Genomic DNA, 17835 nt, shown 5'->3' with positions numbered 1-17835 from the left:
GGGACCTGCCATGAGGCAGGTCCCCTTTTGCTGTCTGTCAATCCAAAGAAATATGGCTGCGGATGCGCTGAATGATCATCTCCATGGCCACCTGGTTGCGGCCGCCCTCGGGTACGATCAGGTCGGCGTACCGCTTGGAGGGCTCCACAAACTGCTCGTGCATGGGCTTGACGGTGGTGAGGTACTGCTGCACCACCGAGTCCAGGGAGCGGCCCCGCTGTTTTACGTCCCGCATGATGCGGCGGAGGATACGCACGTCGGCGTCGGTGTCCACAAAGAGCTTGATGTCCATCCGCTCTCGCAGGGCGGGCTCCACGAAGATGAGGATGCCCTCCACCAGGATGACTTTGGCGGGGCGGACCTCCACCGTCTCGGCGGCCCGGTTGTGCATGGTATAGTCGTAGGTGGGGCTGTACACCGTCTCCCCCCGGCGCAGAGCGTCCAGATCTTCCACCAGACGCTGGGTATCGAAGGCGTCCGGGTGGTCATAGTTCAGCTTGCACCGCTCCTCATAGGGCATCTCGTCGTGCTGCTTGTAGTAGTTGTCGTGGTAGAGGATGGAGACCGCGTCCCCAAAGCGCTCCTTCAGACCCAGAGTCAGGGTGGTTTTGCCCGAGCCGGTGCCCCCGGCGATGCCGATGATCATGGTGTCCATTGCGTCCGCTCCCCCATTTTTTTATTTAGTATAGCATAATCCCCCCGGATGCTACAAGACATCCGGGGGGATTTCTCAGGTTTCCTCGTTCTCGAAGAGCAGCCGGTAGTCCCCCTCTTCATGGAGGTAGACCGCCTCCAGATCCTCATCGGCCCAGGCGTGGTCGAAGGGAAGGGAGAACTTCACGCAGGTGCCGCAGGAGGCGGACAGCTTGCGGGGCACCGGCATCATCACCGCGTTGTCTCCCAGGGCTTTCAGCTTCTTGTGGAAGGTGAGGGCCCCGAAGTGGGTGTGGAAGGTGGCGATGTGCTCCTTACTTGGTGATGGTGAGTTCATAGTCCTCCCCCACCTCTTTCCAGGTCACCTGGTAGCCATTGTTGGTGGCAAACCGGCGCACGTTCTGGAGAGGAGTCTCACTGTCCACCAGCACCACCAGGGGGGTGCCGTTTTGCAGGGCCTTCTTGGTCATGAGCACCGGCTCAGGACAGGAGTAGCCTCTGGCGTCCACTTGATTCATACCGTTCACCTCACGCTTTCTTGGTATTGCCCGCGCCGATGGCGCAGACCAGGACCAGACCGATGATGACGGCCACCTTGCCGGCAAAGCTGGGGCCGTCGGTGGAGGAGGCCAGGCCGAAGTTATGGCAGAAGGCGGCGCCCACCACCATGCCCAGCACGGCCACGGAGGAGTCGCTGTTGCCGCTGCCGGAGAGGATGAGCTGACGCAGGGGGCAGCCGCCCAGCAGCACGGAGCCCAGACCCACCAGCACCATGCCCAGCAGGTTCCACAGCCCGTCGGTGTGGGCCACGGCCTGACCGGCGAAGCCGGGGTTAAAGCCGCCCTTGAGGCCCATGCCGCCCACGATCAGGTTGCCCACCAGCACGGCCACGAAGATGGCCACGAAGCCCATCAGCAGGTGGAAGTCCTTCAGCATCATGGCGTCCCGGATGCCGCCGGCCATGCACAGACGGCTGCGCTGGGCGATGGCGCCCACCACCAGACCGGCGATGAGGGCGGCGGCGATGGGAGCCCGCATGGAGCCGGGGCCCTCAGTGGAGAAGAAGATGAAGGCGGGAGCGGCGATCACCAGGATGAGCAGGCCCACGTTGACGGCGGGCATGAGCACACCCTCAATCTTGGGCTGAGGCTGGGACTTCTTGAGGGAGAAGCCTGCCTTCAGGAACAGGGTGCCCACGAAGATGCCGATGATGAAGCCAATGAGGCCCAGGATGGCGTTTCCGTCGCCGCCGCCCAGGCGGATGACCATCCGCAGGGGGCAGCCCAGGAACATGAGGGCGCCCACCATGACGCAGAAGCCCAGCACGAACCGGGTCATGGGGGAGGAGCCGCCCCGCACCTTGAACTCCTTGCCTGCCAGGGCCATGATCATGGCGCCCAGCACCAGGCCAATGATCTCGGGCCGGATGTACTGCACAATGGCGGCCCGGTGCATCCCCACGCCGCCGGCGATGTCCCGCAGGAAGCAGGCGATACAGAAGCCCATGTTTACCGGGTTGCCCAGAGCAACCAGCACCACCGAGGCGATGCCTACCACCAGTCCGGCCAGAATAACCGGCAGGTGTCCTTTGAGCTTTGTCACACACAACACCTCTCTAACTTTTTTTCAGGAAAGCAAACAAACTTTCTCTCAAGCAGATTATAGCGCCGGGGTACAAAAATTTGAAATACGAATTTTCCATAAATGAAATGAAAGATATAGAAAAAATCAATAAAGAGAGGTATAATGGGAAAACGCACAAAGGGCTGCCGCACAACGTGCGGCAGCCCTTTTGTCTGCTTATGGCTTGATGTGGACCAGCTTTTCCCCTCTGGGACGCACCGCGCCCACGGCCACGGCGGGCACCCCGGCGTCCATCATCCGGCCCATGAGGGCGTGGAGCTGGCGCTCGGGTACGCTGAACAGCAGGCCTCCGGCGGTCTGGGGGTCGTAGAGACAGTCCAGCACCTCCCGGGGAACGGCGGAGTCCTCCAGGGTGTCGCCGGCGGTAAAGTCCATGTTGCGGTAGGCGCCGGCGGGGATGATGCCGTCCCGTGCCAGCTCAAGAGCCTTGGGCACGATGGGCACCTTGCCCGCCCACAGTTCCATGGTGGTACCGCTGCCCTCCGCCATTTCCTTCACATGGCCCACCAGGCCGAAGCCGGTGACGTCGGTGCAGGCGCTGAGGGAAATAGACCCAACCGCCTGGGCGGCGTACTTATTGAGGGTGGTCATCAGTTCCACCATCTGCTTGTAGTCGGCCTCTTCCAGCAGCTCGGCCTTGGCGGCGGTGGACAGCACACCGGTGCCCAGCGCCTTGGTCAGCACCAGGATATCCCCCACCTTTGCCCCGCTGTTGGTGAGGATGCGGCGGGGATGGACCAGCCCGGTGACGCACAGGCCGTACTTGGGCTCCTGATCTTCAATACTGTGGCCGCCGGCGATGACCGCCCCGGCCTCAGTTACCTTGGAAGCGCCCCCTGCCAGAATATCTCCCACCGCCTCCACCGGCAGGCAGGAGGGGAAGGCCAGCAGATTCATGGCCAGCCGGGGCTCGCCCCCCATGGCGTACACGTCGGAGAGGGCGTTGGTGGCGGCGATCTGCCCGAAGGTATAGGGGTCGTCCACCACCGGAGGGAAGAAGTCCACCGTCTGGATCATAGCCACGTCGGGACTGACCTTGTAGACGGCGGCGTCGTCGCTGGAGTCATAACCCACCAGCAGGTTGGGGTCCGCCGCTTTGGGCAGGCCCGCCAATACATTCCTTAGGACACCCGGCCCTATTTTGGCCCCTCACCCACCGGCCGTGGTCATGGCGGTCAGGCGCAGCTTCTCATACGGCATCTCATCACCCCCTGAATGTTTGTTAGCAACAGTGTATCTTATTTCAACGAAAAAAGCAATCGGAGGCTTACCATGCAATTCAAACAACTGGAGGCATTTTTACAGGTGGCGCGCCAGCGCAGCTTTTCCAAGGCGGCGGAGGCCCTCTATCTCACCCAGCCTACCGTCAGCGCCCATGTAGCCGCTCTGGAGGACGAGCTGGGGACCCAGCTGGTGGTGCGCTCCACCCGGGAACTGCGGCTCACCGCCGCCGGGCGGGTGCTCAGCCGGTACGCCGCCGAGATTTTGGGCCTGTGCCAGCGGGCGGCCCAGGATGTGCGCACCGCCGCCTCCTCCATCTCGGGGACTTTGTCGGTGGCGGCCTCCACCGTGCCCTCTCAGTACCTGCTGCCCCAGATTCTGCCCCTGCTGCGCCAGCGCTACCCCGACGTGTTTTTCCAGGTCCGGCAGGGGGACAGCGGCCAGGTGGTCCAGTGGATGGTGGAAAATGGGGCGGAGCTGGGGCTGGTGGGGGCTCCGGTCCAGCGAGCGGGACTGCTGTGCGTCCCCTTCTTCGCGGAACAGCTGGTGATTGCCACCCCCAACACCCCGGAGTATCAGGCCCTGGGAGGCCAGATGACGCCGGAGATCCTGAGACACGCCCCCTTCCTGATGCGGGAGCCCGGCTCCGGTACCCGCAAGCAGGCCGAGCAGTATCTCAAGGGCATCGGCCTGGAGGTAAAGAGCCTGACCATGGCCGCCCAGCTGGAGAGCACCGAGAGTATCCTCCAGGGGGTGAAGAACGGCTTGGGCATCTCCATCCTGTCGGGCTGCGCCGCCAAAGAGGCGGCTCAGGAGGGCAAAATCCTGGTGTTTGCCCCGGAGAGTCCCCTGCTGGAGCGGCAGTTCTATTTGCTCTACCGGCGCTCCAGCCCCCTGTCCCCGGCGGCGGCCATGCTGGTGGAGGAATTACTCTACTTTTACCGGGACAAGATGTGACCGGCGCACCGTCCAACCTGCCCACGCATACCCTGAGAGTGAGAAACTTACTCTTGGAGGGTCTTTTTATGGAAGCAGAGGCAAGGATCTGTTATTACTTAGGGGCCAATGCCCCCACCGGCTTTTATTCCCTTTACGATCAGATGCTGGACCCGGAGAAGGCCCGGGACATCCGCATTTTGAAGGGCGGGCCGGGCTGCGGCAAATCCACCCTGATGAAGCAGGTGGGGCGGGCCATGGAGGAGGCGGGCCATTCGGTGGAGTACATCTACTGCTCCGGCGATCCCGACTCCCTGGATGCGGTCATCATCCCCGCCCTGGGTGCGGCGGTGGTGGACGGCACTGCCCCCCATGTGGTGGAGCCCAAATATCCCGGCCTGGTGGAGAGCTATGTGGATCTGGGGGCCTGCTATGACCGGGCCGCCCTTCAGGCGGTGGGGACTGAACTGAAAGGGTGCATGAAGGGCTATAAGGCCTGCTACGCCCGGGCCTACCGCTGCCTCACCGCCGCCGCCCAGCTGGAGGAGGACGGGCGGGCCCTGCTGCTCACCCCTGCCCTGGAGGCCAAGATGGCCAAGCGGGCCAAGGGCATCCTGTCCCGGGAACTGAAGCGGGAAGGGGAGCAGGCGGGCCGGTCGGTTCAGCGGTTTTTGGGGGCGGTGACCTGGCAGGGGGTGCTGCGGGAGTACGGCACGGTGGAAGCCCAGTGCAGCAGGGTATATGAGTTGAGCGATACCTATGGCCTGGCCCACACCATGCTCACCTGCCTGGCCGCCGGGGCCATGGCAGCGGGCCACGATGTGGTGGCCTGCCCCGATCCCATGTTCCCAGACCGGATGGCCCATCTGATTGTCCCCGATCTGTCTCTGGCCTTTGTGAGCACCACCCCCGAGCAGCCCTGGCCCCGCCGGCCCTACCGCCGTATCCGGCTGGAGGCCATGGTGGACACCGAACTGCTACGGCGCAGCCGGGCCCGGCTGCGCTTTGCCCGGAAGGTGACTGCCGCCCTCATGGAGGAGGCGGTGGACGCCCTGGCTCAGGCCAAGGCCATGCACGATGAGCTGGAGGCCATCTATAATCCCCATGTGGACTTTGACCGGGTACACGCTCGGGGGGAGGAGATCATAGAGAATTTTCTGGCCCTGGAGCAGGCGTAAAGAAGAGAAACGGCCGCCGAAAGGCGGCCGCTTCTCTTATGCAGACTGATTTTTCTGTGCCTGACTGCCAAAATAGAAGGCGATCACCACCGAGAAGATGGTGAGAAACTGATCGGCAGCCACCTTGCCGGTGATGGCCAGGTGGAGAAAGGCAATGGTCAAAATCAGGGTGACCAGATTTTGGACCTGCATAATGCAGTGCAGGATCTGCTTCACGGTGAGCACCTCACAAAAAAGGATCGCGGAGCGTGGCTCCGCGATCCATTCTATGCAAGATTCAGCCCTTCAGCAGCAGGTCCAGCTCCTCCAGGGCACTGTCCAGCAGCTTGCTTACCGGCATATCTTCTACGCCGGCCACGATGTTGTCGCACTGATTCATGGGAACCAGGATCTTTTTGGCGGGCGACTGGCCCACCGCCACCGCCATAGCCGGGGAGATCTCTCCCAGCAGGGCGTCGGCAATGACAATGCCCAGAGGGCCCAGGATCACGTCCGCCCGGCGGCAAGCTACCAGCAGGGCGTTCTCCCCAGTGGCGCCCTGAGAGGCGCCGCCTTTTAACATGGCCGCCGTGGCCAGGCTGTTGGTGCCTACGGCAAAGACCTGCAATTTGGGGTGACGGGCCATAATGCCCCGCACCAGCTGCTGGCCGATCCGGCCGCCCTGGCCGTCCACTACCAGAAGTTCCATGGCCGTCCCTCCGTCTTACAGCAGGATGACGCCGGCGTCCTGGCAGGCCTGGATGGTCTGCTCATCCCAGACGCTGGCCTGGACTTCGCCGATGTGGGCCTTGCCCAGCAGCAGCATACACAGCCGGGACTGGCCGATACCGCCGCCGATGGTCAGGGGCAGCTTGCCCTCCAGCAGCATCTTGTGGAAGGGCAGCTCCCGGCGGCTGTCGCAGCCGGCGATGGTGAGCTGGCGGTCCATGGCGGCGGGGTCCACCCGGATGCCCATGGAGGACACCTCAAAGGCCCGCTCCAGCACCGGGTTCCACACCAAAATATCGCCGTTCAGGTTCCAGTCGTCGTAGTCGGGGGCACGACCGTCGTGGGGCTTACCCGACTTGAGGGCGCCGCCGATGCCCATGAGGAAGGTGGTGGGATGCTCCTTGACCCAGGCGTCCTCCCGCTCCTTGGGGGACAGGTCGGGCCAGCGGTCCTCCAGTTCCTGGGTGGTGACAAAGGACACGTCGGTGTCCAGGGGGGGCAGCGCGGTGAGCTGGGGGAACACCGAGCGCAGGGTGGACTGGGTCTCCGCCATGGCCTTCACGATGGTGGACACGGTGGCCTTCAGATAATCCACCGTCCGGTCCCGGGGGGCAATGACCTTCTCCCAGTCCCACTGGTCCACATACACCGAGTGGAGGTTATCCAGCTCCTCGTCCCGGCGGATGGCGTTCATGTCGGTGTACAGGCCCTCGCCCACCGAGAACTGATAGCGGTACAGGGCCATGCGCTTCCACTTGGCCAGGGAGTGGACCACCTGGGCGTCCCGGCCGGCATCGGGGATGTCGAAGGACACGGGGCGCTCCACCCCGTTCAGGTCATCGTTCAGGCCGGTGGAGGCCTCCACAAACAGAGGGGCGGACACCCGGCGCAGGTGGAGGGCGCCGCCCAGCGTGTCCTCAAAAAGACGCTTGAGCAGGCCGATGGCCTTCTGGGTATCATACAGATTCAGACAGGGGGCGTACCCCTGGGGGATCACGGTTTGCAGCATGGCGCAGCACTCCTTTTCACACAGATGGATACAATGTAACACATTATACAGGAAAAGCGAACAGGACACAAGCCCTCAACGGTGCTCCAGCCACAGCTTTTGCCGGGCCCGGAGCACAAAGAAGAAGATCCGCACGATCCAGTCTCCCACCATGGCGATCCACACGCCGATGACCCCCAGGCCAAAGTGGTCCCCCAGGATGTAGCTGCATCCCAGCCGCACCAGCAGCATGGAGCAGATGGAGATGACCATGGGCACCTTCACGTCGCCGGTGGCCCGCAGGGCGTTGGGCATGGTGAAGGCCATGGGCCAGAAGAGCATGGCGCAGCCGTTGTGGATGAAGATGAGCACCGTGGCATACCACTGGGTCTCAGGTGTAAGACTGTACAGCATGAGGATCAGGGGCAGGCCCAGCAGCAGAATGCCGTTGAGGACCCAGGTAAAGAGGTAGGTCATTTTCACCAGTCTGACGGTGTAGGCGCGGACCTGATCCCAGGCCTCGGCCCCCACGCACTGGCCCACCACCGTGATAAGGGCCAGGCCCATGGCGGTGCCGGGGATGACACCGAAGTTGTCAATGTTGTTGGCCACCGCGTTGGCGGCGGTCTGGGCGGTGCCGAAGGTGGAGATCAGGCTCACCAGCAGCACCCGGCCCAGCTGGAAGAAGCAGTTCTCCAGCCCGTTGGGCACGCCGATGCGGAGGATGCGGCCCATCATGTTCGGCTCAAACCGGAACTTGAGCAGGCCGGACACCCGCACCGGATTGTGGCGGCTGTGGAGGAGCACCAGCATAATGCCGGCGGCCACGATGCGGGAGAACAGGGAGGACAGAGCCACGCCGTCCACACCCCGGTGAAAGACAAATACAAAGATGGCATTGCCCACCACGTTCTGTCCGTTCATCCAGGCGGAGACGTACATGGAGGCCTTGGAGTTGCCCATGGACCGCAGCAGGGCGGCGCAACCGTTGTACAGGGCGATGAAGGGGTAGGACAGGGCGGAGATGATGAAATAGGTCACCGCACCCTCCATGACGGCGGGCTCCACCTGGCCGAAGAGCAGCCCCAGCAGGGGACGGCACAGGGTCAGGGACAGGGCCATGATGATGAGGGCGGCGGCGGTGACGATGTACATCAGCTGATTGGCGGCCCGGTTGGCCCGGTCCAGGTTTTCCGCCCCGATGGACTGGGCACACACTACCGCCCCGCCGGTGGCCAGGGCGGAAAAGACGTTGATGATGAGCACGTTGATCAGGTCCACCAGCGCCACGCTGGACACGGCGGCCTCACCGGCGGAGGACACCATCATGATGTCGGCCATGCCCACCATGACGGCCAGGAACTGCTCGATGATCAGGGGAATGATGAGTTTTTTCAGGGCTTGCTTGTTAAACACGGGGGTTCCCTCTCTCTGGTTGGGTTACATACCAAAAAAGTATACTACCGGCGGCAACAGGGCCGCAATGGGCAAAACCCACAGGATTGCGGGGGATATGCCGCTTGCCTTTTCGCCGGATTGGAGGTATAATTTTCTGCGAAATTGGATCAAAAGTATAAGGAGGAGACCATGGAAAAGATTCAGATGACCACCCCCCTGGTGGAGATGGACGGCGACGAAATGACCCGGGTGCTGTGGCAGCAGATCAAGGACGAGCTGCTCCTGCCCTTTATCGACCTGAAAACCGAGTATTACGACCTGGGCCTGCCCTACCGGGAGCAGACCGGCGACCAGGTGACCGTGGACTCCGCCGAGGCCACCAAGAAGTACGGCGTGGCGGTGAAGTGCGCCACCATCACCCCCAACGCCCAGCGTGTGGAGGAGTATAAGCTCTCCCAGATGTGGAAGTCCCCCAACGGCACCATCCGTGCTATCCTGGACGGCACTGTGTTCCGTGCCCCCATCATGGTCAAGGGCATCTCCCCGGTGGTCAAGACCTGGAAGAAGCCCATCACCATCGCCCGTCACGCCTACGGCGACGTGTATAAGTCCACCGAGTACCGTGTGCCCGGCCCCGGCAAGGCCGAGCTGGTGTTCACCGGCGAGGACGGCAAGGAGCAGTTCCGCCAGACCATCTATGACTTCGAGTGCGGCGGCGTGCTCCAGGGCCAGTACAACAAGGACAGCTCCATCTCCTCCTTTGCCCGCTCCTGCTTCCAGTACGCCATCGATACCAAGCAGGACCTGTGGTTTGCCACCAAGGACACCATCTCCAAGAAGTATGACCACACCTTCAAGGACATCTTCCAGGAGATCTTTGACGCCGAGTACAAGGCCAAGTTTGACGAGCTGGGCATTGAGTACTTCTACACCCTCATTGACGACGCCGTGGCCCGTGTGGTTCGGTCCCAGGGCGGCTTTATCTGGGCCTGCAAGAACTACGACGGCGACGTGATGAGCGACATGGTGTCCACCGCCTTCGGTTCCCTGGCCATGATGACCTCCGTGCTGGTGAGCCCCGACGGCAAGTACGAGTACGAGGCCGCCCACGGTACCGTCACCCGCCACTATTACAAGTACCTGAAGGGGGAGGAGACCTCCACCAACCCGGTGGCCACCCTCTTCGCCTGGAGCGGCGCCCTCCGCAAGCGGGGCGAGCTGGACGGCATCCAGGCTCTGGTGGACTTTGCCGACAAGCTGGAGAAGGCCACCATCGACACCATCGAGGGCGGCGTCATGACCCGGGACCTGGTGGGCCTGTGGGAGGGTGAGACCCCCGCTCAGGGCGTCAACTCCCTGGACTTCCTGAAGGCCATCCGGGCTAAGCTGGAGGCCAGCCTGTAACAGCCAAAGAGCAACTCTGACCAACAGGGGCAGCGGAGCGGCGGTCTGCCGTGCCGCTGCCCTTCTTTGATCCGGGAAGAAAGGAGGATCTCCATGAAAAAGCAGCTTCTGGCGGGAGCTCTGTCCCTGGCCCTCCTGGCCGGGCTGGTACCGGCGGCGGGGGCGGATTCCACCCAACAGGCCCAACAGGCGGCGGAGCACCTGTACTGCCTGGGCCTGCTGGACGGCGCGGGTACCGGCAGCGACGGGATGCCCAACTTCAACCTGGGGGGCACTATGACCCGGGGGGAGGCCATCACCATGGTGGTGCGGCTCACCGGCGGAAAGGAGGCCGCCCTCACCGGCGGAAGCACCCACCCCTTCACCGATGTGGACGGCTGGGGGGAGCCCTATGTGGCCTACGCCTATGCAAACGGTATCACCACCGGGGTGAGCGATACGACCTTCGGCTTCCACAGTACCATCACTCAGGAGGAATACCTGACCCTGCTGCTGCGGGCCATGGACTATACCGATGTGGACTGGCGTGATCCCTATGCCGCCGCCGACCGGCTGGGCCTGCGGGAAGGGGAGGACTATGTCCGGGACCAGACCTTCCAGCGCAGTGATATGGTCCTGCTGTCCGACCGGATGCTGGAGGTAACGCTGGCGGGAGAGGAGGTCACCCTCTATGAAAAGCTGGATCTCCAGGGCGCGCTGGAGCGGCGGGAACTGCCTGTCCCCAAGCTGCAGCCCGGGCCTACCGTAACGGTGGAGAGCACCTTTGCAGTCAGCAGCGTGGAGGATATGATCCGCCGGATGGCAGTCCAGGTGGATGCCCGCAACACTGCCCTCACCATCTACACCCCGGTGGGGCAGGAGGGGGCGTACAGCCAGGCCCTGCTTACCGAGGATACCATCGACCGCTTCCCGGACGTGGATTCCATGGCCACCCGGTATTATCCCGATCAGGGCTACTTCACCGTGGAGATCCGCTACCGGGACTCCGCCCGGGTGATGGCCTATGTGGAGGGAAAGACGGATCACCTGTCCGCCCAGGACATGGCCCTCTACGAGGAGACGGTGCGGGTCCACGACAGTCTGGTGGACAGCACCATGAGCCAGTATGAACGGGTGAAGGCCTTCCACGACTACCTGTGCGACACCGTCACCTATCGAAAGACCGGGCCGGAGAGCCACACCGCCTACGGCGCGCTGGTGAACCACGCCGCCGTGTGCCAGGGGTATACCCAGGCCATGGACCTGCTGTGTTTCCTCAGCGGCATCGACTGCGAGCATATCTTCGGTCAGGCCACCGCCAACGGCGTGACGGAATATCACGCCTGGGTGCGGGTGAACATCGACGGGAACTGGTACAATGTGGACCCCACCTGGGACGATCAGGTGACCTATATCTCCTACGACTATTTTCTGGTGTCCGACGGGCATATGGACGGCCATATCTGGACCGCCTACCCCAACTGGCCCGTCTGCCCCGGCGACTATCCCCGACCCTGAGGGCACGGTGGAAAACTGTGCCTTGACAAGTGAAAAGACCAGTGCTATGGTATAGCACAGAGTGAAGCTGAAAGAAGGCGTCACGAAGGGGTACACCACCGCGGGTGTAGTTCTTTCGTGACGCCTTTTTTGCGTTTGGAAGGAGGCAAATTATGCTGCAAGTCAACGGTCAGCCCATGGACCGGACAGGTCTGCATACCGTGCAGGACCTGCTGGACAAGCAGGGCTGGAAGGCCGCCCAGGTGGCGGTGGAGCACAACGGCGCCATTCTCCGCCGGGAGGACTTTTCCACAACCGCCCTGTCTGATGGGGACAAGCTGGAGGTAGTGCGGTTCGTGGGGGGAGGCTGACCCATGGACCGGGAAACGCTGGAACAGGCCCTCATCGCCCGCCACGGGGCGGAGAATCAGAAAAAATTTGCCGCCGCCTCGGTGGGCATCGCGGGCCTGGGGGGCCTGGGCTCCCACATTGCCGTCCACCTGGCCCGGCTGGGAGTGGGGCGGCTGGTGCTGGCCGACTTCGACCGGGTGGACGTGACCAACCTCCACCGGCAGCACTATTTCATTCCCCATCTGGGGCGGTACAAGACCGAGGCCCTGGCGGAGCAGCTCAGGGGGATCAACCCCTGGCTGGACTATGAGATCCACACCTGTAAAGTGACGGCGGACAACGCCTGCACCCTGTTTCAGGGCTGCCAGGTGGTGTGCGAGGCCTTCGACCAGGCCGACCAGAAGGCCATGCTGGTGCAGACGGTACTCACCGGCCTGCCGGACACCCTGCTGGTAGCCGGCTCCGGCATGGCGGGAAGCGGCTCGGCCAACGCCATCCACACCCGCAAGGCCATGGGCCGCCTCTGGCTCTGCGGCGACGGGGAGAGCGATATCTCCCAGGGTCAGGGGCTTATGGCCCCACGGGTGGCGGTATGCGCGGCACACCAGGCCACCATGGTCATGCGGCTGCTGCTGGGACAAATGGAACCGTAAAACATCAAAGAAAGGAACGAACAACTATGGCAGATCAACTGATTTTGGGCGGACACGCCTTTACCTCCCGGTTCATTCTGGGCTCGGGCAAATATTCTCTGGACCTGATCCGGGCGGCGGTGGAGCACGCCGGGGCCCAGATCATCACCCTGGCCCTTCGCCGGGCCAACTCGGACACCGACAGCATTCTGGATCATATCCCGGAGGGGGTCACCCTGCTGCCCAACACCTCCGGCGCCCGCAACGCCGACGAGGCGGTGCGGATCGCCCGGCTGGCCCGGGCCTGCGGCTGCGGCGACTTTGTGAAGATCGAGATCATGCGGGACAGCAAGTATCTGCTGCCCGACAACTACGAGACCATCAAGGCCACCGAGATCCTGGCCAAGGAGGGCTTTGTGGTCATGCCCTATATGTACCCCGACCTGAACGTGGCCCGGGATCTGGTGGACGCGGGGGCGGCCTGCGTCATGCCTCTGGGCGCTCCCATTGGCTCCAACAAGGGACTGGCTACCAAAGAATTCATCCGCATTCTCATCGACGAGATCGATTTGCCCGTCATTGTGGACGCCGGCATCGGCCGGCCCTCCCAGGCCTGCGAGGCCATGGAGATGGGCGCCGCTGCCGTGATGGCCAACACCGCCATTGCCACCGCCGGGGACATCGCCGCCATGGCGGGGGCCTTCAAATCCGCCATCGAGGCGGGCCGGGCCGCCTATCTGGCCGGGCTGGGCCGGGTGCTGGACCACGGGGCGGCAGCTTCCTCCCCCCTCACCGGATTTCTGGCGGACTGAGAGGAGGAAGAGACATGGATCAGCCTATGGAAGGCATTACCGTGGTGGAGGTCAAGGACAAGATTGACCACATGACCTATCTGCCCGGCATGGAACAGATCGACCCCACCGTCCGACTCCAGGTGACGGCGGCCCGGGACGGCTATGACGAGACTATTTACACCGCCAAGGACGTGCGGGCCGCCCTGGACGCCGATGTGCGTACCCCGGAGCACTTTGCCGCCCTGCTGTCCCCGGCGGCCGAGCCCTTCCTGGAGAAGATGGCCCAAAAGGCCCGGATGGAAAAGCGGCGGTACTTCGGCGACAACGTGTACCTCTTTACCCCCATCTACATCTCCAACTACTGCGAGAACTACTGCATCTACTGCGGCTTCAACTGCCACAACAAGATCCGCCGGGCCAAGCTGGACATGGCGGGCATTGAGGCGGAAATGGCCGCCATTGCCAAAACCGGCCTTGAGGAGATTTTGATCCTCACCGGTGAGAGCCGGAAGATGAGCGACGTGCAGTACATCGGTGAGGCCTGCAAGATCGCCCGGAAGTATTTTAAAATGGTGGGCATCGAGGTCTATCCCATGAACTCCGATGAGTACGCCTACCTCCACCAGTGCGGGGTGGACTATGTGACGGTGTTTCAGGAGACCTACCATGCCGATCGGTATGAGCAGCTCCATCTGGCGGGCCACAAGCGGATCTTCCCCTACCGCATGGAGGCCCAGGAGCGGGCCCTCATGGGCGGGATGCGGGGGGTGGCCTTCGCCGCCCTGCTGGGACTGGACGACTTCCGGAGGGACGCCTTCGCCACCGGGATGCACGCCTGGCTCCTCCAGCGCAAGTATCCCCACGCCGAGATCTCCTTCTCCTGCCCCCGGCTGCGGCCCATCGTCAACAACGACAAGATCAACCCCAAGGACGTTCACGAGCGGCAGCTGCTCCAGGTCATGTGTGCCTACCGCCTGTTCATGCCCTTTGCCGGCATGACCATCTCCACCCGGGAGCGAGCGGGCTTCCGGGACCGGGTCATCGACATTGCCGCCACCAAGATTTCCGCCGGGGTATCCACCGGCATCGGCGGCCACTCCGGCGAGGAGGAGGGGGACGACCAGTTTGAGATCGCCGACAACCGGGACGTGGAACAGGTGGCCCAGGCCATCCGGGACCAGGGCCTCCAGCCGGTGATGAACGACTATGTCTATGTTTGAACTGGTGTGCGTGACCCACCGGGGATTGTGTGCCGACGACCTGCCCCAGCGGGTGGCCGTCCTGTGCCGGGGCGGCGTGAGCAAAGTCATCCTGCGGGAGAAGGATCTGCCTGAGGAGGAATATGAGGCCCTGGCCCGGCAGGTGCTGGCCGCCGGGGGAGACAAGGTGGTGCTCCACCATTTTCCCCGGGTGTGTCAAAGGTTGGGCGTGCCCCGGCTCCACCTGTCCCTGGGGCAGCTGGAGGCCGATCCTGCCCTGCGGGAGCAGGTGAAGCTGCTGGGTGTGTCCATCCATGCCCCTGAGGAGGCCGTCCGGGCCCAGAAGCTGGGGGCGGACTATGTGACGGCGGGCCACGTCTTTGCCACCGACTGCAAAAAGGGTCTGCCCGGCCGGGGGCTTCCCTGGCTGGAGGGGGTGGTGAAAGCGGTGTCCATCCCGGTGTATGCCATCGGCGGCATTGCTCCGGACAATCTGGCTGCCGTGGCCCGAACCGGGGCGGCGGGAGCCTGCTTCATGAGCGCTTTTATGGCTTGTCCAGACCCGCAGACCTATGTGGAAGGACTGCGGCAAATAACAGATTGAACGCAAAAGGCGCGGGACTACCCGCGCCTTTTTTATTGCCTCCATATTCGGAAGATGTTTCTAGCCAAGGAATACCTTGACAGAGTTAGCGGGGGTGAGTAAACTGGAAATGACATCCGTCGAATTCCCCCGAAATGGGGGCGCGGACGAGAGAGGAAGATGGGTATGTTTTGTTATCGATGCGGCGCCCAGCTGACCGGAACAGAAAAATTCTGCGGGCACTGCGGTGCACCGCTGGAAGAGGCCTTGAAGTCTGTGGGCCAGGACCAGACCTCGCCGCCTCAGGATCAGACTCCTCCGGCAGCGGAGCAGCCGGTTCATGAGCCGGAGCCCGCTCCTGTGGAGGAACAGCCTGTCCAGCAGCCTACGGCGCAAGAGCCGGGTCCTGCTCCGGCGCAGGAGCCCCCCATACAGGAGCCGGGAACCCCGCCCGGATGGGGTGTGCCTCCTACCCAACCGCCCCAGCCGGGGCCTGTTTATGCGCCCGGACCCGGCGGACCTGGGAATGGTCAGCCCTCCGCCCCCAAGGGCGGCAAAAAGAAGTGGCTGCTGCCCGTCGTCATTGTGGCGGCCCTGGCGGTGGGCATAGGCGGCTTTTTGCTGTACCGGAATATCAGCACCAATCAGGCCTATCAGCAGGCGGTGGAGCAGGGACGGGCCGCCCTGAACCGGGGCAGCTACGCCCAGGCGGTGGAGTATTATGAGCAGGCCCGGAATCTGCGGGGCCTGGAGAACGCCGACCGGCTGGCCCTGGCGGAGGCCTATCTGGCCCAGGACAACCGGACAGCGGCGGCCCGGCTGCTGGAGGAGGGCCCTCTCCAGGAGGGGGACGAGCAGTATGCCCTCTACCAGAAGCTGTATGCCATGTGCATTCTCTCCCCTGAAGTGGACGATGTGGACACCGACAACTTCCCGGTGGTCACCCTGAAGCTGGACTGCGATCAGCCCTTCCCTCTGGAACTGTCCGAGGTGGGTATCCGGGAGGATGGCCAGGACTGTGAGGTGCAGGAGGTGACCCAGGAGGATGGCCAGGTGGAGATCACCTACCTGACCTTTGACGCCGAGTACAGCGAGGAGCACCGCCAGCCTGTACTCACCTTCTCGGTGGACGGCATCTCCATGGAGCGGGAAGGAGACTACTATACCCCCTACTTTGTGCCCGCCCGGCTGCGTCTGGTGTCCACCGACGTCAGCGAATATCCTGTGGTCCGGGCCTATTTCCAGGTGGTGGACGACTACAGCGGCGAGACGGTGGAGGGCCTGGATTCCAACGCCTTCCGCATCATGGAGCGGGTGGAAGGCGGCGAGTATCTGGCTCGTGAGGTCAAGTCGGTGCTTCCTCTGGAGGGCAACGACGGCCTGAAGATCGATCTGGTGGCTGACAAGAGCGACAGCATCACCGAGTACGACATGGGCAAGATCAAGACCGTTATGACCGAGTTTGTGCAGGAGCTGGACTTCGCCCTGGGCGACCGGGCGGAGGTGCTGGCCTTTGACTCCATCGTGCAGCAGATGTGCTACTACACCGACGACGTGGGCCTCTTGGTCAACGGCATCAACAATATGTCCACCGACGGCCTCACCGCCTTCTATGACGCGGTGTACGACGGTGTGACCAACGCCACCCTTCAGGGCGGCGCCCGCTGCGTCATCGCCTTTACCGACGGCATGGACAACCGCAGCCGCCACACCCCTGAGGAGCTCATCCGCTACGCTAACACCCAGCAGACCCCGGTGTACATCATCGGCGTAGGCAACTCGGTGGAGACCAGCACCCTGCGCCATATTGCCGAGAGTACCGGCGGCCGCTACTGGTACATTGACGATCTCTACGACCTGGAGGCCATCTTCCAGCAGATCTATGACGAGCAGATGGACTACTATATCGTGGAGTACGAGAGCGACAGCGCCGCCGACAGCTACGCCACCCGTGACCTGCAGGTCAAAGTGTCCGGCCAGGGCTACCGGGGAGAGAGCGAACTGACCGTTACCCCGGTACGCAGCATCCGGGACGACGGCGGCGTGGGCGGCGGACACCGCTACGAGCTGTTCAAAGAGAGCCTGACCTGGGAGGAGGCCTCCCGCCGCTGCCAGGAGATGGGCGGCCATCTGGCCACCATTACCTCTCAAGAGGAGATGGACCAGATCACTGCCATGGCGGAGGCCCAGGACGTGAAGTATATCTGGCTGGGCGGCTACACCTCCTATGACGACGCCGGCAATGTGTTTGGCCACTGGGTTACCGGTGAGGCATTTAACTTCCAGGCTTGGTCTGCCAACGAGCCCTCCCGTCAGGACCAGGATGGCACCGAGGAGTGGTACATCATGCTGTGGAACATCAAGGCGGTGGGCGGCTGGTGCTGGAACGACCAGCGCAATGATCCGGTCTCTGCTGTGCCCACCATGGCCGACGGCATGGGATTTGTATGCGAATTTGAAGAGTAGGAGTATCGGCTGCCATGAAAGGAAAACGATGTGCCAAATCTTCAGGAGGGCGGATTGCTCTGGTGATTGTGCTCCTGGTTGTTGTGGCGGCAGCAGGCGGGATTGCCTGGTGGCTGCTGGGCTCCGGCGGTCCGGCCCCGGCGGCGGAGAGCGCCGCCCCGACTGCCTCCGTCCAGCCCACGCCTTCTCCCACCCCTGTGCCC

Annotated in this window: 19 protein-coding genes and 1 pseudogene; 11 read left to right on the top strand and 9 right to left on the bottom strand. The window is 63.1% G+C overall.

Going from position 1 to position 17835, the window contains the following annotated elements; all coding sequences use genetic code 11:
- Nucleotides 1–37 precede the first annotated feature (37 nt).
- From udk to selD, 5 genes are all read right to left on the bottom strand, one after another.
- Nucleotides 38–655 carry a uridine kinase gene (gene udk, locus B5G06_RS06780; RefSeq protein ID WP_087188331.1) on the bottom strand — a complete coding sequence of 206 codons (618 nt, stop codon included), beginning with the start codon at nt 653–655 and terminating at the stop codon, nt 38–40.
- Between the two features lie 75 nt (nt 656–730).
- On the bottom strand, nt 731–991 hold the full coding sequence (locus B5G06_RS06775; RefSeq protein ID WP_087188330.1) for a DUF3343 domain-containing protein: 261 nt from the start codon (nt 989–991) through the stop codon (nt 731–733).
- Nucleotides 969–1172 carry a sulfurtransferase TusA family protein gene (locus B5G06_RS06770; RefSeq protein WP_087188390.1) on the bottom strand — a complete coding sequence of 68 codons (204 nt, stop codon included), beginning with the start codon at nt 1170–1172 and terminating at the stop codon, nt 969–971. Before B5G06_RS06770 ends, B5G06_RS06775 begins: the two co-directional genes overlap by 23 nt.
- Before the next feature lie 10 nt (nt 1173–1182).
- Nucleotides 1183–2256 (bottom strand): YedE family putative selenium transporter, encoded by a 1074-nt coding sequence (gene yedE / locus B5G06_RS06765; protein ID WP_242955386.1) that lies wholly within the window; start codon nt 2254–2256, stop codon nt 1183–1185.
- Between the two features lie 198 nt (nt 2257–2454).
- Nucleotides 2455–3498: a selenide, water dikinase SelD gene (gene selD, locus B5G06_RS06760; protein WP_087188329.1), complete on the bottom strand. Its 1044-nt coding sequence runs from the start codon at nt 3496–3498 to the stop codon at nt 2455–2457.
- 72 nt (nt 3499–3570) lie between these two features.
- Between selD and B5G06_RS06755 the strand changes: the two genes are divergently transcribed.
- A complete protein-coding gene (locus B5G06_RS06755) occupies nt 3571–4476 on the top strand; it encodes a selenium metabolism-associated LysR family transcriptional regulator (protein WP_087269826.1) in 906 nt (301 codons plus the stop codon).
- 68 nt (nt 4477–4544) lie between these two features.
- Nucleotides 4545–5633 (top strand): hypothetical protein, encoded by a 1089-nt coding sequence (locus tag B5G06_RS06750; protein ID WP_242955385.1) that lies wholly within the window; start codon nt 4545–4547, stop codon nt 5631–5633.
- A 36-nt stretch (nt 5634–5669) separates the two neighbouring features.
- On the opposite strand, the gene B5G06_RS06745 is transcribed toward B5G06_RS06750, so the two are convergent.
- The 4 genes from B5G06_RS06745 to B5G06_RS06730 all read right to left on the bottom strand — a co-directional run bounded on the left by B5G06_RS06745 (nt 5670) and on the right by B5G06_RS06730 (nt 8745).
- Nucleotides 5670–5849, bottom strand: coding sequence for a hypothetical protein (locus tag B5G06_RS06745; RefSeq protein ID WP_087188327.1), 180 nt, complete (start codon nt 5847–5849; stop codon nt 5670–5672).
- 61 nt (nt 5850–5910) lie between these two features.
- On the bottom strand, nt 5911–6321 hold the full coding sequence (locus B5G06_RS06740; protein WP_087188326.1) for a DUF3842 family protein: 411 nt from the start codon (nt 6319–6321) through the stop codon (nt 5911–5913).
- Between the two features lie 15 nt (nt 6322–6336).
- On the bottom strand, nt 6337–7350 hold the full coding sequence (gene asnA, locus B5G06_RS06735; protein WP_087188325.1) for an aspartate--ammonia ligase: 1014 nt from the start codon (nt 7348–7350) through the stop codon (nt 6337–6339).
- Between the two features lie 75 nt (nt 7351–7425).
- On the bottom strand, nt 7426–8745 hold the full coding sequence (locus tag B5G06_RS06730) for an MATE family efflux transporter (protein WP_087188324.1): 1320 nt from the start codon (nt 8743–8745) through the stop codon (nt 7426–7428).
- A 171-nt stretch (nt 8746–8916) separates the two neighbouring features.
- Here B5G06_RS06730 and B5G06_RS06725 point away from each other — a divergent pair, with 171 nt between their 5' ends.
- From B5G06_RS06725 to B5G06_RS14015, 9 genes and pseudogenes are all read left to right on the top strand, one after another.
- On the top strand, nt 8917–10131 hold the full coding sequence (locus B5G06_RS06725) for an NADP-dependent isocitrate dehydrogenase (RefSeq protein WP_087188387.1): 1215 nt from the start codon (nt 8917–8919) through the stop codon (nt 10129–10131).
- 93 nt (nt 10132–10224) lie between these two features.
- On the top strand, nt 10225–11628 hold the full coding sequence (locus B5G06_RS06720) for a transglutaminase domain-containing protein (RefSeq protein WP_087188323.1): 1404 nt from the start codon (nt 10225–10227) through the stop codon (nt 11626–11628).
- Nucleotides 11629–11780: 152 nt separating this feature from the next.
- Complete coding sequence (gene thiS / locus B5G06_RS06715) at nt 11781–11978, top strand: sulfur carrier protein ThiS (RefSeq protein ID WP_087188322.1); 198 nt, start codon at nt 11781–11783, stop codon at nt 11976–11978.
- Nucleotides 11979–11981: 3 nt separating this feature from the next.
- Entirely contained in the window at nt 11982–12611 is a 630-nt protein-coding gene (gene thiF / locus B5G06_RS06710) for a sulfur carrier protein ThiS adenylyltransferase ThiF (RefSeq protein WP_087188321.1), read from the top strand.
- A 26-nt stretch (nt 12612–12637) separates the two neighbouring features.
- Nucleotides 12638–13402 (top strand): thiazole synthase, encoded by a 765-nt coding sequence (locus B5G06_RS06705; protein WP_087188320.1) that lies wholly within the window; start codon nt 12638–12640, stop codon nt 13400–13402.
- 14 nt (nt 13403–13416) lie between these two features.
- Complete coding sequence (thiH, locus tag B5G06_RS06700; protein ID WP_242955384.1) at nt 13417–14604, top strand: 2-iminoacetate synthase ThiH; 1188 nt, start codon at nt 13417–13419, stop codon at nt 14602–14604.
- Nucleotides 14591–15187 (top strand): thiamine phosphate synthase, encoded by a 597-nt coding sequence (locus B5G06_RS06695; protein ID WP_242955383.1) that lies wholly within the window; start codon nt 14591–14593, stop codon nt 15185–15187. Before thiH ends, B5G06_RS06695 begins: the two co-directional genes overlap by 14 nt.
- Before the next feature lie 165 nt (nt 15188–15352).
- Nucleotides 15353–17632, top strand: coding sequence for a VWA domain-containing protein (locus tag B5G06_RS14575; protein ID WP_087188318.1), 2280 nt, complete (start codon nt 15353–15355; stop codon nt 17630–17632).
- Nucleotides 17633–17646: 14 nt separating this feature from the next.
- Nucleotides 17647–17835: pseudogene (locus tag B5G06_RS14015) on the top strand (hypothetical protein); the annotation flags it as partial.

This window comes from Flavonifractor sp. An52 (assembly GCF_002159385.1).
Lineage (GTDB): Bacteria > Bacillota > Clostridia > Oscillospirales > Oscillospiraceae > Flavonifractor > Flavonifractor avicola.
Note: the sequence above shows the minus strand (reverse complement) of the source record. Positions and strands in the feature narration are given on the sequence as shown.

Excerpts from the sequence above, each read along its gene's own strand:
- B5G06_RS06705 (WP_087188320.1), top strand. The coding sequence starts at position 12,638 with ATGGCAGATCAACTGATTTTGGGCGGACACGCCTTTACCTCCCGGTTC.
- B5G06_RS06755 (WP_087269826.1), top strand. The coding sequence starts at position 3,571 with ATGCAATTCAAACAACTGGAGGCATTTTTACAGGTGGCGCGCCAGCGC.
- udk (WP_087188331.1), bottom strand. The coding sequence starts at position 655 with ATGGACACCATGATCATCGGCATCGCCGGGGGCACCGGCTCGGGCAAA.
- B5G06_RS06750 (WP_242955385.1), top strand. The coding sequence starts at position 4,545 with ATGGAAGCAGAGGCAAGGATCTGTTATTACTTAGGGGCCAATGCCCCC.
- thiH (WP_242955384.1), top strand. The coding sequence starts at position 13,417 with ATGGATCAGCCTATGGAAGGCATTACCGTGGTGGAGGTCAAGGACAAG.
- asnA (WP_087188325.1), bottom strand. The coding sequence starts at position 7,350 with ATGCTGCAAACCGTGATCCCCCAGGGGTACGCCCCCTGTCTGAATCTG.
- B5G06_RS06770 (WP_087188390.1), bottom strand. The coding sequence starts at position 1,172 with ATGAATCAAGTGGACGCCAGAGGCTACTCCTGTCCTGAGCCGGTGCTC.
- thiF (WP_087188321.1), top strand. The coding sequence starts at position 11,982 with ATGGACCGGGAAACGCTGGAACAGGCCCTCATCGCCCGCCACGGGGCG.
- B5G06_RS06720 (WP_087188323.1), top strand. The coding sequence starts at position 10,225 with ATGAAAAAGCAGCTTCTGGCGGGAGCTCTGTCCCTGGCCCTCCTGGCC.
- thiS (WP_087188322.1), top strand. The coding sequence starts at position 11,781 with ATGCTGCAAGTCAACGGTCAGCCCATGGACCGGACAGGTCTGCATACC.
- B5G06_RS14575 (WP_087188318.1), top strand. The coding sequence starts at position 15,353 with ATGTTTTGTTATCGATGCGGCGCCCAGCTGACCGGAACAGAAAAATTC.
- B5G06_RS06695 (WP_242955383.1), top strand. The coding sequence starts at position 14,591 with ATGTCTATGTTTGAACTGGTGTGCGTGACCCACCGGGGATTGTGTGCC.
- B5G06_RS06725 (WP_087188387.1), top strand. The coding sequence starts at position 8,917 with ATGGAAAAGATTCAGATGACCACCCCCCTGGTGGAGATGGACGGCGAC.
- B5G06_RS06740 (WP_087188326.1), bottom strand. The coding sequence starts at position 6,321 with ATGGAACTTCTGGTAGTGGACGGCCAGGGCGGCCGGATCGGCCAGCAG.
- B5G06_RS06775 (WP_087188330.1), bottom strand. The coding sequence starts at position 991 with ATGAACTCACCATCACCAAGTAAGGAGCACATCGCCACCTTCCACACC.